Source organism: Burkholderia diffusa (genome assembly GCF_902499115.1).
Lineage (GTDB): Bacteria > Pseudomonadota > Gammaproteobacteria > Burkholderiales > Burkholderiaceae > Burkholderia > Burkholderia diffusa.
In genome coordinates, this window is the sequence record NZ_CABVPN010000007.1 from 60,772 (window position 1) to 76,614 (window position 15,843).

Genomic DNA, 15,843 nt, shown 5'->3' on the forward strand with positions numbered 1-15,843 from the left:
TACCGAGCGACGTATGACATGCAACTGATCGTGATCGAACATGCCGGCGAGCCGGTCGAAAGCGACTCCTACGACGCCGTCGTGTTCCACCCGCCCGGCGGCACCATCGGCCGGGCGACCGACAACCATCTCGTGCTGCGCGACGACACCCGGCAGATTTCCCGGCTGCAGGCCCTGCTGCAGGTCGGTGACGATGCGTGCCTGCTGAAGAACCTGAGCAGCGTGTCGACGATCGAGGTGAATCGCGAGCCCGTCGGCTATGCACAGGAGCGCCCGCTCAATACCGGCGACATCATCCGCATCGGACCGTACGTGCTGCGTGCCGAGCGTGACGACGGACATGAGGCGCCGGTCGTCGACATGCCCACCGCCTCCAGCGCGAGCGCCGACCTGCGGCGCACGCCGGAAACCGCCGCACACGCACACGTCGACGCTAAGACGACCGGCAACCGGTTGTGGGGCCTGCTGCAGGATCGTCTCGCTCCGCGCGGCAAGGCGGCGGACACAGGCACGCGATCCGGCACGTCAGCGCGCAGGGAGGCGGCGCAGCCCGCGAACCGCGCCACGCCGACCGCGCCATCGGCGCCATCGCAACGCGACCTGAATCAGCTGTCGACCGACCCGCTCGACTTGTTTGTACAGTCGTCGCCCGATATCGGCGAATCGGGATCGGCGTCACCGTCCGGACGCGGCAATGCGGATCGCGGCGCGTCGTCCGCGACGCAAGCCGACCATGCGCCCGAGTGGACGCAGCACGTGCGTGTGCAACCGGCGACGGCGCATGCCGAGCCACGTCCCGCCGACGAGCCTGCACCGCAGGCGAACCGCGCGCCGACGCCCGATGAATTACTGAACGCGTTCTTCGAAGGCGCCGGCCTCGATACCGCCGCCGAGTCGCATCAATGGTCGGCCGAGCAGCTGTACATCGCGGGGCAGTTGCTCGCGCTGTTCGCGAACGGCACGGTCGAGCTGCTGTCGTCGCGCAGCATTCTGAAGCGGGAGGTGAAGGCGCACATGACGATGCTGCTCGATCGCGAGAACAATCCGCTGAAGCTGCTGCCCGACGGCGGCGCCGTGCTGCGCCAGATGTTCGGGCTGCCGCTGCCGGGCTTCATGTCGCCGCAGAGCGCGGTCAGCGACGCGTTCCAGGATCTGCACGCGCACCAGATCGGCATGGTCGCCGGCATGCGCGCCGCGCTGATGGATCTGCTGACGCGCTTTTCGCCGCAACGTCTGCGCGAGCGCGACGATGCGATGCGCTGGTACGAGAAGCGCGTGCCCGCGCTGTACAAGGCGAGGATGTGGGACCGCTACGCGGCGACGCATCGCGACACGGTGTTCGCGATCGAAGACGATTTCGCGTCGGTATTCGGCAAGGCGTTTCTCGCCGCGTACGACGCGGAGGTGGAAAGCTATCGCGGCAGCAGCCGGCATTGAGCGTCGTATGTCCCGTGCTCGACGGGAACGACCGCCACTCCCGCGCGAAGCCGACTGCCAAGACTGCCATCGACGCAGAAATGACAAAGCCGGGCAGAACGCCCGGCCTTCGGCAACGATATGGCGCGTGCGCGCCGCGCAAACGGCGGCACGCTCGCGCTCGAATGGTCGTCAGACCGCCATCACCGTCACCGACTTCGTGACGAGGTACGGTTCCAGCGCTTCCGGCCCGCCTTCCGACCCGTAGCCCGAATCCTTCACGCCGCCGAACGGCATTTCCGGCCACGGCGTCGCGGGCTGGTTGATCCACAGCATCCCGACTTCCAGGCGCTGCGTCAGCAGGTGCACGTTCGCGAACGAACGCGTGAACGCATAGCCGGCCAGCCCGAACGGCAGACGGTTCGCTTCGGCGATCGCGTCCTCGAGCTTGTCGAAACCGCGGATCGCCGCGACCGGGCCGAACGGCTCGTTGTTGAACACGTCCGCTTCGAGCGGCACGTTCGCGATCACGGTCGGCGCGAAGAAGTTGCCTTCCGAGCCGATCCGTTCGCCGCCGGTCTCGATGCTCGCGCCGACCTTGCGCGCGTTCTCGACGACCGACGCCATCGCGGTCAGCCGGCGCGGATTCGCCAGCGCGCCGAGCGTCGTGCCTTCCTCGAGGCCGTTGCCGACCTTCAGCCCCTTCGCATGCTGGACCAGCGCGCGCGTGAATTCGTCGCGAATGCTGTTGTGCACGAGGAAACGCGTCGGCGAAATGCACACCTGGCCGGCGTTGCGGAACTTCGCGCCACCGGCGGCCTTCACCGCCAGCGCGACATCCGCGTCCTCGGCGACGATCACCGGCGCGTGGCCGCCCAGTTCCATCGTCGCGCGCTTCATGTGCTGGCCCGCGAGCGACGCGAGCTGCTTGCCGACCGGCGTCGAGCCCGTGAACGTCACCTTGCGGATCACCGGGTGCGGAATCAGGTAAGACGAGATTTCGGCGGGATCGCCGTACACGAGACCGATCACACCGGCCGGCACGCCCGCGTCGACGAACGCGCGCAGCAGCGCGGCCGGCGACGCCGGCGTTTCTTCCGGCGCCTTCACGAGGAACGAGCAGCCGGTCGCGAGCGCGGCGCTCAGCTTGCGCACGACCTGGTTGACCGGGAAATTCCACGGCGTGAACGCCGCGACCGGACCGACCGGCTCCTTCACGACGGTCTGCTGCGCGCCGAGATTGCGCGGCGGGACGATCCGGCCGTACACGCGGCGGCCTTCATCCGCGAACCATTCGATGATGTCGGCTGCCGACAGCACTTCGACACGCGCTTCCGTCAGCGGCTTGCCCTGCTCCTGCGTCATCAGCTGCGCGATCGTGTCGGCGCGCTCGCGCACCAGCGCGGCCGCCTTGCGCATCGTCGCCGCGCGCTCGTGCGCGGGCACCTTGCGCCATGCTTCGAAACCGCGCTGCGCCGCGGCCAGCGCGCGGTCGAGATCGGCGATGCCCGCGTGGGCCACCTTGCCGATCGTCTTGCCCGTCGCCGGGTTCACGACATCGATCGTCTTGCCGCTCGCGGCGTCGACCCACTCGCCGTCGATCAGCAGTTGTGTATCCGTATAAGTCACGTTAGCCATCCAGACACCCCAGTTTTGCGTTCGATAAAACGCGCGCTGCCGCGAACGGCCGCGCGCCGGTTGACAGAAAGCACTGCGTTGCCGGGCGCCCTGCACCCGGCAACGTTCGACGACGCGCACGCGGCGCGCATGCCCGTCGTCATCCGCCACGCACGGCCGCGCTCAGCGCGCAGCCGCCGTCGCCTTGCGGAGTTTCGCGACGTCCACCGCCTGCACGGCCGGCGCGCCATTGTTCCAGCCGGCGCGCATGAACGTCAGCACGTCGGCGATCTGCTGGTCGTTCAGCTGATTCGCGAACGCCGGCATCGGATACGCGGACGGCACGCCACCGATCACGAGCGACTCGCTGCCGTTCAACGTCACGTTGATCAGCGACGATGCATCGGTCTCGAGCACGTTCGGGTTGCCCGCGAGCGGTGCGAGCAGCGGCGCGTAGCCGCGACCGTCCGCGCCATGGCAATTCAGGCAGTAAGCGTTATACACCTTTGCACCCGGATCGTTCGCCGGCCGGCCCAACGCGACCTGCGTCGGCTTCGGATCATAACGGTAAGGCGGCGCGCCCGTGCCACCCGCCGCCGGCAGCGATTTCAAATAGCGGGACATCGCCGCGAGATCGTCGTCGTTCAGTTCCTGCGTGCTGTGGTTGATCACGCTGACCATCGAGCCGAACGCGGTCGCATGCTGGTTCGCGCCGGTCTTCAGGAATTGCACGACATCCGCATCGCTCCATCGGCCGAGCCCGGTATTGTGCTCGCCGGTCAGGTTCGACGCGAACCAGTTGTCGATCGGCGCGCCCGACAGGAACGCCGAGCCGCTTTCGTCCAGCGCCTTCTCCTGGAAGCCGACGCCGCGCGGCGTATGGCACGACCCGCAATGCCCGAGCCCCTGCACGAGGTACGCGCCGCGGTTCCACATCGCATCCTTCGCCGGCTTGTCGGTATATGGCGTCGTGTCGAGGAACACCGCGTTCCACAGCGCCAGCGGCCAGCGCATGTTGAGCGGCCACGGAATGTCGGACGCACGGTTCGCCTGCTTCACCGGCTCGACGCCATGCATGAAGTACGCGTAAAGCGCCTTCACGTCGTCGTCGCGCAGCTTTGCGTACGACGGATACGGCATCGCCGGATACAGGTGATGGCCATCCTTCGCGACACCCGAGCGCAGCGCGCCCGCGAACTCGGCCTCCGTATAGCCGCCGATGCCCGTGTCCGGGTCGGGCGTGATGTTGGTCGTGTAGATCGCGCCCATCGGCGTGATCATCTTCAGGCCGCCGGCGAACGGCGCGCCGCGCGGCGCGGTGTGGCACGCCACGCAATCGCCGGCCTTCGCGAGATACGCGCCGCGTGCGAGCAGCGCGCTGTCGGCGGGCGCCGTTTGCGCGGCATGCGCCGCCGTGCCGGCCATCAGCGCGGACAGCGCGATCAACGATGCGCCAAGCGTGCGAGCGGCGCGATTCAGACTGTTCGGGGTGAGGTTTCGCATGTTCGTTCTCTCCCCTCAGGCCGTCTTCAGCTGGTTGCCGACCGGGAGCTTGCGCAGCCGCGTGCCGGTCGCCGCGAAGATCGCGTTGGACAGTGCCGCCGCGGTCGCAGCGGTGCCCGGTTCGCCGATTCCGCCCGGCGCCTCGGCGCTCTTCACGAGATGCACCTCGATCGGCGGCGTCTCGTTGATGCGCATCATCCGGTAGTCGGTGAAGTTGCTCTGCACGACGCGGCCATCCTCGATCGTGATCTCGCCATACAGCGCGCCCGTGATCCCGAAGATGATGCCGCCCTGCACCTGCGCCTCGATCGTGCCCGGATTCACGGCCATCCCGCAGTCGACCGCGCACACGGCACGCTTGACCTGCACTTCGCCGCCCTCCACCGCGACATCGATGACGATCGAGAAGAAGCTGCCGAACGCGTGCATCACCGATACGCCGCGCCCTTGCCCCTTCGGCAGCGGCGCGCCCCATCCCGCCGCCTTCGTCGCGACGTCGAGCACGTTCAGCGCGCGCGGCGTCTTGCCGAGCAGCGCGCGGCGATATTGCACGGGATCGGTCTTGGTCTGCGCGGCCAGTTCGTCGATAAAGCTCTCGACGACGAAGGTGCTGCGCGTCGGGCCGACGCCGCGCCAGAATGCGGTCGGCACGTGACGCGGCTCCTGCCGCACGTAATCGATCAACTGGTTCGGCAGGTCGTACGGCAGGTCGGTCGCGACTTCGACCGCGTCGGGATCGACGCCGTCCTTGAACGCCGGCGGTGCGAAGCGCGCGAGGATCGACGAACCGACGATCCGGTGCTGCCACGCGACCGGCTTGCCGTTCGCGTCGAGGCCGGCCGAAATCCGGTCGTAGTAGTACGGCCGATACATGTCGTGCTGGATGTCTTCCTCGCGGGTCCAGACGACCTTCACCGGCGCGTTGACCTGCTTGGCGATCTTCACGGCCTGGCCGATCATGTCCGTTTCGAGCCGCCGGCCGAAACCGCCGCCGAGCAGGTGGTTGTGCACGACGATCTTCTCCGGCGGAAAGCTCGTGAGCCGCTGCACGGTGTCGACCGCGCGCGTCGGCACCTGCGTGCCGACCCAGATCTCGCAGCCGTCGCCGCGCACGTGCACCGTGCAGTTCACCGGCTCCATCGTTGCGTGCGCAAGGAGCGGCTGTTCATAGACGGCGTCGATGCGGGTCTTCGCGCCAGCGAACGCCTTGCCGACGTCGCCGTCCTTGCGCGCGACCGCGCCCTTCCCGTTCGCGGCGGCCTGCGCGAGATCGGCGACGATGTCCTTGGTCGACACCTTCGCGCCCGCGCCTTCGTTCCACTTCACGACGAGCGCCGACGCGCCGCGCTTCGCGGCCCACGTGTGATCGCCGACCACCGCGACCGCGTTGTCCGCGCGCACGACCTGACGCACGCCCGGAATCTTCTTCGCGGCCGTATCGTCGACGCTCGCGACCGTGCCGCCGAACACCGGGCTGTTCACGATCACCGCGTACAGCATGCCGGGCAGACGCACGTCGAGCCCGAACTGCGCGGTGCCGTCGACCTTCTCCGGCGAATCGAGCCGCTTCACCGGCTTGCCGATCAGCTTGAAATCGGCCGGCTGCTTCAGCGCGACGTCCTTCGGCACCGGCAGCTTCGACGCGGCGTCCGCGAGCTGGCCGTACGATGCGCGCCGGCCGCTCGGGATGTGCCGCACTTCGCCGTTTTCCGCCCGGCAGGTGGCCGGATCGACGCTCCATTGCTTCGCCGCCGCGGAAACCAGCAGCGTGCGCGCGGTCGCACCCGCGCGGCGCAGCGGTTCCCACGCGTAGCGCACCGACGTCGAGCCGCCCGTCAACTGGCCGCCGAGCAGCGGATCGAGGAACAGCTTCTCGTTGGGCGGCGCATGGTCGAGCGTGACGTTCGACAGCGGCACCTCCAGTTCCTCGGCGATCAGCATCGGCAGCGCCGTGTAGACGCCTTGCCCCATCTCGACCTTCGGCATCACCAGCGTGACCTTGCCGCTGCGGTCGATCTGCACGAACGCGTTCGGTGCGAATACGCCGGCGCGCGCACTTTCGTCCGCATCGCCGCCGATCACCGAGCGCCGTGCGTCATCGCCCGCCGCCGGCATGCTGAAACCGAGCAGCAAGCCGCCGCCCGCCGCCGCGCCGAGCGACATGCCAGCCTTCAGAAACGAACGGCGCGACATGCCGGCGCCGGCCGCTTGCCCGGCGACCTTGCCTGCTTCGATCAGTCCTCGCGACATGTCACGCTCCCTTCGCGGCTTGCTTGACGGCCGCGCGAATCCGGTTGTACGTGCCGCAGCGGCAGATGTTGCCGGCCATTGCCGCGTCGATGTCGGCGTCGCTCGGGTTCGGGTTCGATGCGATCAGCGCCGTGGCCGCCATCACCTGCCCGGACTGGCAGTAGCCGCACTGGACGACGTCGAGCTCGCGCCACGCTTCCTGAACCTTCTGCCCGGCCGGCGTCGCGCCGACGGCTTCGATCGTCGTGATCCTGCGGCCCGCGACGGCCGCGACGGGCAGCACGCACGAGCGCGCGGCAACGCCGTCGAGATGGACGGTGCACGCGCCGCATTGCGCGATCCCGCAGCCGAATTTCGTGCCGGTCAGGCCCACGACGTCACGCAGGACCCACAGCAGGGGCATGTCGTCGGGGGCGTCGACCGTGCGGTTCTCGCCGTTGATGTTGAGGGTGACCATTCAGACTCCGGGGCCGGTGTGTTGGGGAAGCGGCGCGAACGATCCGCTGCGCCGCGTTGTCGTTGTCATTGCCGTCGCGTCATGCGTGACGGTTGCCGCGCGGCCCGGGCTCGAGCGAGCCGCGACGACGGTGCCGTGCCGTCACTCGGCCACGTCGATGCCCGACAGCACCTTGATGACGGGCGGCGCCGCGAACCAGTCGGCCGACTTCACGCGGAATTCGGTGAAATGCGGGCTGGCGAGATGCGCGTCGAACGCGGCCTGGTCGTCGTAGATCTCGTACAGGTGCAGGTTCGGCGAACCGTCCTGCTCGCGGAACAGGTCGTAGCGCCGGTTGCCCGGTTCGACGCGCGTCTTGGCGACCATGCTGCGCAATTCGGCCTCGGCGGCCTGCGCATGTTCGGGTTTCAGGAACAGGGAAGCAATCACGTGAAGCGCCATCTTGTCACTCCTTTCGAAACGGAATCGAGCATGCCACAAGCTGGCGTCTCGCGACGCCAGCGTGCAATCGTTGTGTGTCGTCTTGCGCCGGTGTCAGGCCAGTTCGTCCGGACCCACGCGCACGACGACCTTGCCGAAATTCTTGCCGGCGAGCAAGCCGATCAGTGCTTGCGGTGCTTCGGCGAGGTCGGGGACCACATCTTCGAGCGTCTTCACCTTGCCCTGCGCGACCCACTCGCTCATCTCCTTCAGGAACGGCGCATAGCCGGTCGCATAGTGATCCAGAATGATGAACCCCTGCATGCGGATGCGCTTGCGCAGGATCGTGCCCATCAGCGCCGGCACGCGGTCGCGGCCGCCCGATACCGCGGTGTCGTCGTACGCCGCGTCGTTGTAATGCGCGATGATTCCGCACACCGGCACGCGCGCATGATCGTTGAGCAGCGGCCACACCGCGTCGAACACGGCACCGCCGACGTTCTCGAAATAGACGTCGATGCCGTTCGGGCAGGCGGCCTTCAGTTTCTCTGCGAATTGCGGATCGCGGTGATCGACGCACTCGTCGAAGCTGAGCGTGTCCTTCACGTACGCGACCTTGTTTGCGCCGCCCGCGACGCCGACCACGCGGCAGCCCTTCAGCTTCGCGATCTGGCCGACCACCGCGCCGACGGCCCCGCTCGCGGCGGCCACGACCACGGTTTCGCCCGCCTTCGGCTCGCCGATCTTCAGCAGCCCGGTGTACGCGGTGAACCCCGGCATGCCGAGCACGCCGAGCGCATGCGACGGATGCGGGAAGTCGCGGCCGAGCGCAATGAGGTCGCTGCCGTCGGACAGCGAATAGTCCTGCCAGCCGCCGCCCGCGACGACCAGGTCGCCTTCGCGATACGCGGGCAGGTTCGATGCCACGACACGGCTGACCGTGCCGCCGACCATTACGTCGCCTAGCTGGACCGGCGGTGCATACGACGGCGCGTCGCTCATCCGGCCGCGCATGTACGGGTCGAGCGACAGCCAGACCGTGCGCAACAGCACCTGACCGGCGCCGGGCACCGGCACGTCGAGGGTCTCGGTACGGAAGTCGTTCGGGGTGGGCGCGCCGACCGGGCGCGCGTTCAGGATGATTCTGCGGTTTGCTGCCTTGCTTTGCGGCATGGGAACCTCCGTCAACAGGAAGGGACGTGCACCGGGCACGATCGGATCAACTTGGACAACCTTGATGCGAGGCTGCGGGTCGTGCCAGCCAGTCGGCCGGCTGAGCCGCAGCCTCGCGGGTAAAGCAACGGGATTTCAGTTTAAGTAGACCAGTCGTCTAGTACTCATCCAAAAAACAAGGCGCGCCTGCGCGCGCCCACGTTACGACTGCGCTCCGTCCGGCTCGAAGGACGGCAGGTTCAGCATCCGCCGTGTTTCGAGCATCGCGCGTTCGAGCGGTTTGCGGTTCCGGTGAATCTTCTCCAGCAGCGTCGCACCCAGCCACAGCTCGTAAAGGATCGCGGCCGTATGCGCCGGATCGTCGACGCCGCTCAGCGAACCGTCGGCCAGCCCGGCCTCGATCCCGCCCGCGAGCCGCTCGATGATCTGGCCGGTGCCGCGCCGCAGCACCGCGCGCATTGCCTCCGACAGATCGGACACTTCCGCGCCGAGCTTCACCGCGAGGCACTTGCCTTCCGGATCGTCCGCGCACTGCGTGTGCAGCCAGTTGCCCCAGTACGTCATCAGGCGTTGCGCACCCGTGCCGGCCTGTTGGCCGAGCAGGTTGTCGAGATGCTCGAGATAGCCTTCGAAATACGATTCGAGCAGCGCCTCGCCGAACGCCTCCTTCGAGCCGAAGTAATGGTAGAACGAGCCCTTCGGGATGCCCGCCGCGGCGAGAATCTCGTTCAGACCGACCGCCGAGAACCCCTTGTGGAGCATGATCGGCTTCGCGATATTCAGAATGTGCTGGCGGACTTCCGCGCCTGAAGATGCATTCATGATGGCGTATCTTAACAACGATTAGACCGGTCGTCTAGCAACGTCGAGCCGGCGAGTTGAGCGGCACTTTACCCGAATCGCACCGCGTCGCGGATGCGTTATCGCCGTACCGTGGCGCCCATGTCACGCGGGTTTGGGAGCGCGCTTCCTGGCGACCGGTTTCGCCGCACGCAGACTGCCGCCCGCCGGCCGACCGGGCGCCCTGCGCACGGGGGCGCGTGATGCGCGTTCCGCACGCAATGCATCGAGTTCACCGACATACGCGGCATTGGCCGCGCGGGCGCCGTCGAGCTGACCTTCAAGCACCCCGCAGCGGTGCTGCGTGTCGGCCAATTGCGCCTGCAGCGCCGCGAGATCCTTGCGGTGCTGCGTATCGCGCTGTTCGGCGCGCGTCGCGGCCGCATCGAGTTCCTTTTGAACGCGCGCGGCCGCGAGCCGTTCGCGGTCGATCTCCTGAAGCGCCCGTTTCTCCGATGCTCGCAAGCGTTCCTCCGCCCGGCCCGCGTCGTCGCGCAGCCGGTCGAGCTGCGACGTGAAATCGGCGCGCGCTTGCGCCAGCGCACGATCGGCGTCTGCATTGTCGGACTTCAGCCGTTCGACTTCCGCCTGCAGCGCGCGGTGCGACGCTTCGTCGGCCGCCCTTGCCTGCTCGAGCTCCTGGATGCGCACCTGGGCCGCCAGCAACGCGCTCGTGCGGTGCTCCAGCGCGGTTTCGGTACGGGACAGGTCGGTTTGCAATGCAGCGACCTCCGCCTTCGCCGCCGCTCGTTCGGCTTCGACTTCGGCGCGCAGTGCATCGAGCGCTGCGGCGGCATCGGTAGTCGAGCGACTCCACAACGCGGCGACGAGCTCGCCGGCCGCAGCCTGCAGGTCGGCCGGCAAGTCGGGGTGCTCGATGCGCACACGACTCTTCTCCCTCAACTCGGCCCAGAACTCGCCGAGAACCGCTGTCGGCGTGCTCATGCTGCCCTTGCGCACGAGCTGGTACAGGCGGTTCGCGGTGGGCGTGATGCCGAAGCGGAAGAACATCAATGCGCAGACCTCGCGATACAGCTCGCGGGTTTTCGGGAAATCGACCTTCAGGCGGTCGATTTCGGCGATCAGGCGGGATTCGTCGGCAGCGAGGTCGGACATGGCGGTTGCGTCGATAATTTTTCGAATAATATAACGTAAACCGTTAGATATCCAATCACCGGCCGCGATTGATTTGACATTATTTCTATAATGATGAGATCAGTGGTCGCCGGTCTCGCGTTTGGCATCGCCGCCTCTTTGCACGAATTTGTAACCGTTGCCGCCTCCCCCTGCCGTGGCCGAAGAACGGCTAAGCCTCAATGCGCTCACGCAATTTGTGTCTGATATTCCACGCAATTCCGCTCCAAACGCAGAGTTCACCGTTTAGAGGCACTTTGCGTGGCGATCAAAGCGGACGACTCGGAATTTCGGCTTGACTTAGGTGGTTGACGGTTTTGACATGGTCAGCATGACCGCCGGTGCGGATGAACTTGAATGGTCGCAGTCACGTGGACCTTGAGCCTTGATTTCGTCGCTTCGGCAACTTCGAGCGCAGCTGCAACTGCTCTTCGCAATACAACCGGTACACCTGGTTCCGGCCCAACTGCCAGCCTTCCCGGCGCAGCAGTACACGGACACGGCGATACCCGTAACGCACACGCGTATAGGCGATCTCGCGCATACGTGAGCGCAGTTCCGGACGCGGATCCTTGACGCTTCTGCATTACTGAACGCTGCGTGGTTGCTTCACGAGCCGACAGGCCCGCCTCATCGTCAATCCGGAGTGGCTCACTACGTAATCCACCACGTCTCTCCTCAGCGCGGGGCGGACCATACATTTTCTGATGCCACGTTCTGCAGGATGGCCTCGTCCAGGCTCAGTTCGGCGACCAGCTTCTTCAGCCGCGCGTTCTCTTCCTGCAGTTGCTTGAGTTCGCGTACCTGATCCGACTGCATGCCGGCGTATTGCTTCTTCCACCGATAGAACGTCTGTTCCGAAATACCGACCTGCCGGATCACGTCGGCCACCGGCATGCCCAGCTCGGCTTGCTTCAGCACCGCCACGATCTGTTCGATCGAACAGCGTTGCCGTTTCATGACAAACCACCTCCTGGTTCAGGGTGAAGTTGACCGCAAAGCTCACTCGCTGATCGGTCCAGGATTCCTGAAGCGGATCAGCTCAAATGCACTAACCGTCCCAGTGCATTTGAACATGACGCGCGTGAAACAGCCTCTCTACAATGAGTGCCGGGATATCGAATGGCTTCACGGATGTGTTCCATCGTTGTCCCGATGGTTAGGCAACCAAATTGAACGACGAGGTCGATCATGTTCGAAAAGACGGAAGGCACCGTGCAGAAGCTGGCGGGCAAGGCGCAGGAAGCGGTGGGCGACGCCACGGGCAGTGCCGACATGCAGTTCGAGGGAAAGGCGCGTCAGGTGGCCGGCGCAGTTCAGCAATCCTATGGCGAGGCGCTCGAGCAGGTGCGCGACGTTGCCGCAAGCAATCCGATTGCGGCGCTGGCGACCGTCGCGGCGGTGAGTTTCATCATCGGCGCAATGTGGTCGAAGCGCTGATCGGCTGTCGCGAGCCCGACGGCATGCGTTGAAGTCATCATCGGAGCATGTCATGGTTTTGCTTTCGAGAATCAGGAAATGGCAGGATGTCGCGCAATTCTCGGTCGCGCGTCTGACCGATTACGCGGGTCTCGCGGCAATCGAATTCGATCTCGCCAGGAAGTACTTCTTGCGCGATCTGATGCTGTATGCATTGCTCGGCCTGAGCGTAACGTTCGGGCTGGCTTTCGTGTGCGTAGCGGCGATCGTCAGTGCAGCGCGAACGCCGTACCTGATCGAGACGTCATGGGTCGTCGCCGGATTCTGGGTGTGCGTGTCCGTCGGTTCCTTCGCGGCGGTGCGCATGCGTGACGAGCGCGGCACGTTTTCCGTCCTGACGGAGGAATTGCGGCGCGACATCCAGACCATCAAAGAGAGCCTGTGATGAAAAGACGAATCCCCGACGATTCGCCGGAATCGATGCGGCGTGTTCTGCTGGCTCGCATGGCGGCGACCCGGGCCGAATTGTCCGCGTCGAATCACGTCGTCGAAATAGCCCGGCGAGCACGTTCCGGCGACATCGCGGAATATCCGGTGATGAGGCTGCCGACCCTCGGCGGGTCGACCGGCGCAGCCGTCGCGGTGGCGCTGGCCGGTTTCGTGATCCTGGGGCCGCGACGGCTCGTAACGACGGCCGTTCGCGCCGGGCTGGTCGCGTTGATCGGGCAAATGACGCGGGAGATCATGCAGAAGTAGACCGGCGCACACCCGGGCGAAGCGGCCAGGCGAGTGCCGGAGCGGCCGCTTCCATCGGAGGCCTGCCCGGACGTCTACCGCACGCTGTCCGGCTCCGCCCCGCTCCCCGCCGCATACGCGACGAGCGACGGCTGGGCCGCCGTCGCGTCGCCCGAGGCGGCCACGACATCGTGCACGAAGCGCAGTTTCGCGACGACGGCAGGCGCCAGCACGAACGGATAGGCGTCCGGCGTCCCCATGCTGCGGTTCAGGCTGTTCAGCGCGTAAGTCAACGGGAACCAGCGCCGCATCAGGCTGCTGAAGCTCGCTTCGTCGACGGACGTCTGGTCGGCCAGCGTCGGCAGGCTCGCGTCGTCGGGGGCAAGCACGAGCCCGCACGCGGTTGCGGTATCGAGCGTATCGACGATATGCAGGTAGTGCGCCCACGTCTCGGCCCAATCTTCCCACGGGTGCATCGTCGCGTACTCGCTGACGTACGCCTTCTCCCAGCCTGCGGGTTCCCCGTTGGCATAGTGTGCGTCGAGCGCCGCCCGGTAATCGGCGCGCTCGTCGCCGAAACAGGTGCGAAACGATTCGATCCAGCGGCTGCCGCTCACGAGGCGGTCGAAGTAGTAGTGGCCGATTTCGTGCCGGAAGTGGCCGAGCAAGGTGCGATAGGGCTCGCGCATGTCCGCGCGGATCCGCTCCCGCTTCGCGTCGTCTGCTTCGTCAAGGTTCACCGTGATGAGGCCGTTTGCATGGCCGGTCATGACAGGCTCGGTGTCCGTCGACGCCTTGAATGCGAAGCTCATCCCGCGTGCCGGTTGCTGCGCGCGCGATTCCACCGGCAAGCCCAGCACGAGGAGCGTATATAGCATCCGTCGCTTCGCAGCCTCGAGCCGGAACCACAGCAGCCGGTTGTCGGGAGACGACAGGTTTGGGATCGTCTCGGTAAGCACGCATGCGCGGCACAGCGCGTCGTCGCTTTCTGCCGGAATCATCCAGTTGCAAACGCGCTCCATCGCGTAGTTCGCGCATTGCCGATAGCGTTTCCCGGGCGCGGCCGCGTGCAGGCTACGCCATGTTCCGTCGCCCGCAGGCTCGAACGCGCCGACTTCGCCGACGTCCGGCAGATAACCGAGCAATGCATCGCAGCGCTCGCACTTCACGTTCTCGAAGAACACCAGTTGCGAACATTGGCCGCAGTGGAAGGTTTTCATGATGTGCCGTCCGGGTAGAGGATGACGTCGTCGGCCGCTATTCGTCCGCCAGCCGCGCGTGCATGCGCCGATAGTCGTTCCGGTATCGCTTCGCGAGCGTCGACTTGGCCGTATCACGCAGGATCTTTCCGGATATCTGAAAGAAGATCTTCTCCTCTTCTTTCAGATGATCGTGCAGTTCTCCAGACAGTTTCCTGGCAGTCGCCAGCCAGCCGCGTGAGCCGGGGTCGCGGCCGCGCAGGTCGTCGACGATCTCGTCCATCCGGTGATGATCGGCAAGCGCATCGCGCGACGGATGAAGCCCGCGATCGTCCATCAGCATCGGAGCGTACAGAAAGCGCTCCTCGGCGGCCTCGTGCGCGCCAAGCTCGATGCGCAGCTGTTCGAACAGGGTGCCCCGATCCGGGCCTGGCCTCGACCGCAACAACCGGCGCATCAATCCGCGCTGGATCTCGTGACTTTCGCGCAATGCATCGAAGATCGTTTCGGACATGCGTGGCTCCCGGGTGGTCGGCATATGGCGCATTGCGCCGTGGATTCGACATGGTCACAAACCTTCGTGCCGCGCGAAAGTTGCAAATGCACTAGTGCATATCTACGCTACCGACGAACCTGACGGGCGAAGTCGCCGGGCGGCAACGGTCGGTTCGCCACGTCAAGTGCCTCGGCGCACGTCAGGCCGAGCATCTGCAATACCATCGCCGCAGCTCGCTCGGGGAACTTGCCCTCGTCCTCCATCGGCTTTCGTGCCGCGCCCGCCGCCGCGTAGGACTCCGCAGCAATCACCGCCAGGATCGTCCCCGTCGTCGCGAGCACGCTCATGAACGGATCGCCGACGACAAAGCGGCGCGCCGAGATTCCTCGCTCGCTGTCCCGCCGCAAGCGTTGGCCCAGCCCGTGGCCGAGCGCGCGCTCGGAAAGTCCCTCCCGCATCAGGAACCGTGCCCAGAGCCGCTCGCGGCGCGCGCGCATCAGTGTGTGGCGCACGCAGACGGAAACGACCTCCGCCGGATCCGACAATCCGCTCGCCAGACGCTCGAGCCCGTCCGCGAAATCGTCGAACACCCACTCCGTCAGCGCGGCGAAGATGCCGTCCTTCGATTCGAAGTGGTAGTAAAACGAGCCGAACCCCACATCCGCCGCCTCGGTGATCTCGCTGATCGCCACGTTGTCCCTGCCCTTTTCCGCCATCAGGCTGAACGCCGCCTGCAGCAGGCGCATCCGCGTCGCCTGCTTGCGCCGGGCGCCGCGCGGCTGACGCTGCTCCGCCTCGCCCGCTGATGCGTTCGACCGGCGGGGCCGGACCGGTGCGTCGCCCATGAGCGCGCCTCCCTTTTTCGAAAGATTTTTCTGCATGGGGCAATTCTAGATTTTTCTCTCATACTTGACAACATTATCAGTTATGAGTCTAATCTCGGACATCGCAGAGCCGGTCCCTGTCCAGACACCGTCCACCCCACGCTAGCGAGCGTCGGCGACGTGCGGACGGCCGCGTCGGCGCATGCGCGGCTATCGCCAGGCGGGAGCCGCGCCAGGTCGGCAAATGGAATGGTCTGCACCCGGAACATTGGAGTACTGATTGATCGTCAGGCGTACCGCCGCGGAAACGCTCACGTGCGCCTGCATAAACCAGGGCGACCCGCCGTGGTCGCCGACCTC

15 protein-coding genes and 1 pseudogene are annotated in these 15,843 nt (G+C 66.2%); 4 read left to right on the forward strand and 12 right to left on the reverse strand.

Translation table 11 applies throughout. The annotated features are described in order from the left end of the window. Positions 1-18: 18 nt before the first annotated feature. Positions 19-1,437, forward strand: a complete 1,419-nt coding sequence (gene tagH, locus BTE28158_RS08875) for a type VI secretion system-associated FHA domain protein TagH (protein ID WP_151047933.1) — start codon at positions 19-21, stop codon at positions 1,435-1,437. Positions 1,438-1,608: 171 nt separating this feature from the next. Here tagH and BTE28158_RS08880 read toward each other — a convergent pair whose 3' ends face one another. The 9 genes and pseudogenes from BTE28158_RS08880 to BTE28158_RS08920 form a co-directional block, all read right to left on the reverse strand. Then, positions 1,609-3,054 carry an NAD-dependent succinate-semialdehyde dehydrogenase gene (locus BTE28158_RS08880; RefSeq protein WP_151047932.1) on the reverse strand — a complete coding sequence of 482 codons (1,446 nt, stop codon included), beginning with the start codon at positions 3,052-3,054 and terminating at the stop codon, positions 1,609-1,611. Positions 3,055-3,216: 162 nt separating this feature from the next. Next, on the reverse strand, positions 3,217-4,536 hold the full coding sequence (locus BTE28158_RS08885) for a c-type cytochrome (protein WP_151047931.1): 1,320 nt from the start codon (positions 4,534-4,536) through the stop codon (positions 3,217-3,219). A gap of 15 nt (positions 4,537-4,551) precedes the next feature. Beyond that, positions 4,552-6,786, reverse strand: a complete 2,235-nt coding sequence (locus BTE28158_RS08890; protein ID WP_151047930.1) for a xanthine dehydrogenase family protein molybdopterin-binding subunit — start codon at positions 6,784-6,786, stop codon at positions 4,552-4,554. A 1-nt stretch (position 6,787) separates the two neighbouring features. Then, on the reverse strand, positions 6,788-7,243 hold the full coding sequence (locus BTE28158_RS08895) for a (2Fe-2S)-binding protein (RefSeq protein WP_059525474.1): 456 nt from the start codon (positions 7,241-7,243) through the stop codon (positions 6,788-6,790). A 141-nt stretch (positions 7,244-7,384) separates the two neighbouring features. Next, positions 7,385-7,684: a putative quinol monooxygenase gene (locus tag BTE28158_RS08900; protein WP_044843118.1), complete on the reverse strand. Its 300-nt coding sequence runs from the start codon at positions 7,682-7,684 to the stop codon at positions 7,385-7,387. Positions 7,685-7,777: 93 nt separating this feature from the next. Next, a complete protein-coding gene (gene curA, locus BTE28158_RS08905; protein WP_151047929.1) occupies positions 7,778-8,836 on the reverse strand; it encodes an NADPH-dependent curcumin/dihydrocurcumin reductase in 1,059 nt (352 codons plus the stop codon). A 201-nt stretch (positions 8,837-9,037) separates the two neighbouring features. Next, the gene (locus tag BTE28158_RS08910; protein WP_124900820.1) at positions 9,038-9,658 is read right to left on the reverse strand and encodes a TetR/AcrR family transcriptional regulator; all 621 of its coding nucleotides are present in this window, start codon (positions 9,656-9,658) and stop codon (positions 9,038-9,040) included. A gap of 123 nt (positions 9,659-9,781) precedes the next feature. Continuing rightward, positions 9,782-10,792, reverse strand: a complete 1,011-nt coding sequence (locus tag BTE28158_RS08915; protein ID WP_151047928.1) for a DNA-binding protein — start codon at positions 10,790-10,792, stop codon at positions 9,782-9,784. 409 nt (positions 10,793-11,201) lie between these two features. Then, positions 11,202-11,770, reverse strand: a pseudogene (locus tag BTE28158_RS08920) (transposase); the annotation flags it as partial. A gap of 231 nt (positions 11,771-12,001) precedes the next feature. On the opposite strand from BTE28158_RS08920, the gene BTE28158_RS08925 reads away from it, so the two are divergent. The 3 genes from BTE28158_RS08925 to BTE28158_RS08935 are packed head-to-tail and all read left to right on the forward strand — an operon-like array spanning position 12,002 to position 12,985. After that, a complete protein-coding gene (locus BTE28158_RS08925) occupies positions 12,002-12,250 on the forward strand; it encodes a CsbD family protein (RefSeq protein WP_151047927.1) in 249 nt (82 codons plus the stop codon). A 52-nt stretch (positions 12,251-12,302) separates the two neighbouring features. After that, a complete protein-coding gene (locus tag BTE28158_RS08930; RefSeq protein ID WP_151047926.1) occupies positions 12,303-12,674 on the forward strand; it encodes a phage holin family protein in 372 nt (123 codons plus the stop codon). Positions 12,675-12,709: 35 nt separating this feature from the next. Next, positions 12,710-12,985 (forward strand): hypothetical protein, encoded by a 276-nt coding sequence (locus tag BTE28158_RS08935; RefSeq protein ID WP_239007209.1) that lies wholly within the window; start codon positions 12,710-12,712, stop codon positions 12,983-12,985. 74 nt (positions 12,986-13,059) lie between these two features. Here the strand turns inward: BTE28158_RS08935 and BTE28158_RS08940 are convergent, their stop codons facing one another. The 3 genes from BTE28158_RS08940 to BTE28158_RS08950 all read right to left on the reverse strand — a co-directional run bounded on the left by BTE28158_RS08940 (position 13,060) and on the right by BTE28158_RS08950 (position 15,405). Beyond that, complete coding sequence (locus BTE28158_RS08940; protein WP_151047924.1) at positions 13,060-14,184, reverse strand: zinc-binding metallopeptidase family protein; 1,125 nt, start codon at positions 14,182-14,184, stop codon at positions 13,060-13,062. A gap of 37 nt (positions 14,185-14,221) precedes the next feature. Continuing rightward, positions 14,222-14,677 carry a hemerythrin domain-containing protein gene (locus tag BTE28158_RS08945; RefSeq protein ID WP_151047942.1) on the reverse strand — a complete coding sequence of 152 codons (456 nt, stop codon included), beginning with the start codon at positions 14,675-14,677 and terminating at the stop codon, positions 14,222-14,224. Between the two features lie 107 nt (positions 14,678-14,784). After that, on the reverse strand, positions 14,785-15,405 hold the full coding sequence (locus BTE28158_RS08950) for a TetR/AcrR family transcriptional regulator (protein WP_174919829.1): 621 nt from the start codon (positions 15,403-15,405) through the stop codon (positions 14,785-14,787). Between the last annotated feature and the right edge of the window lie 438 nt (positions 15,406-15,843).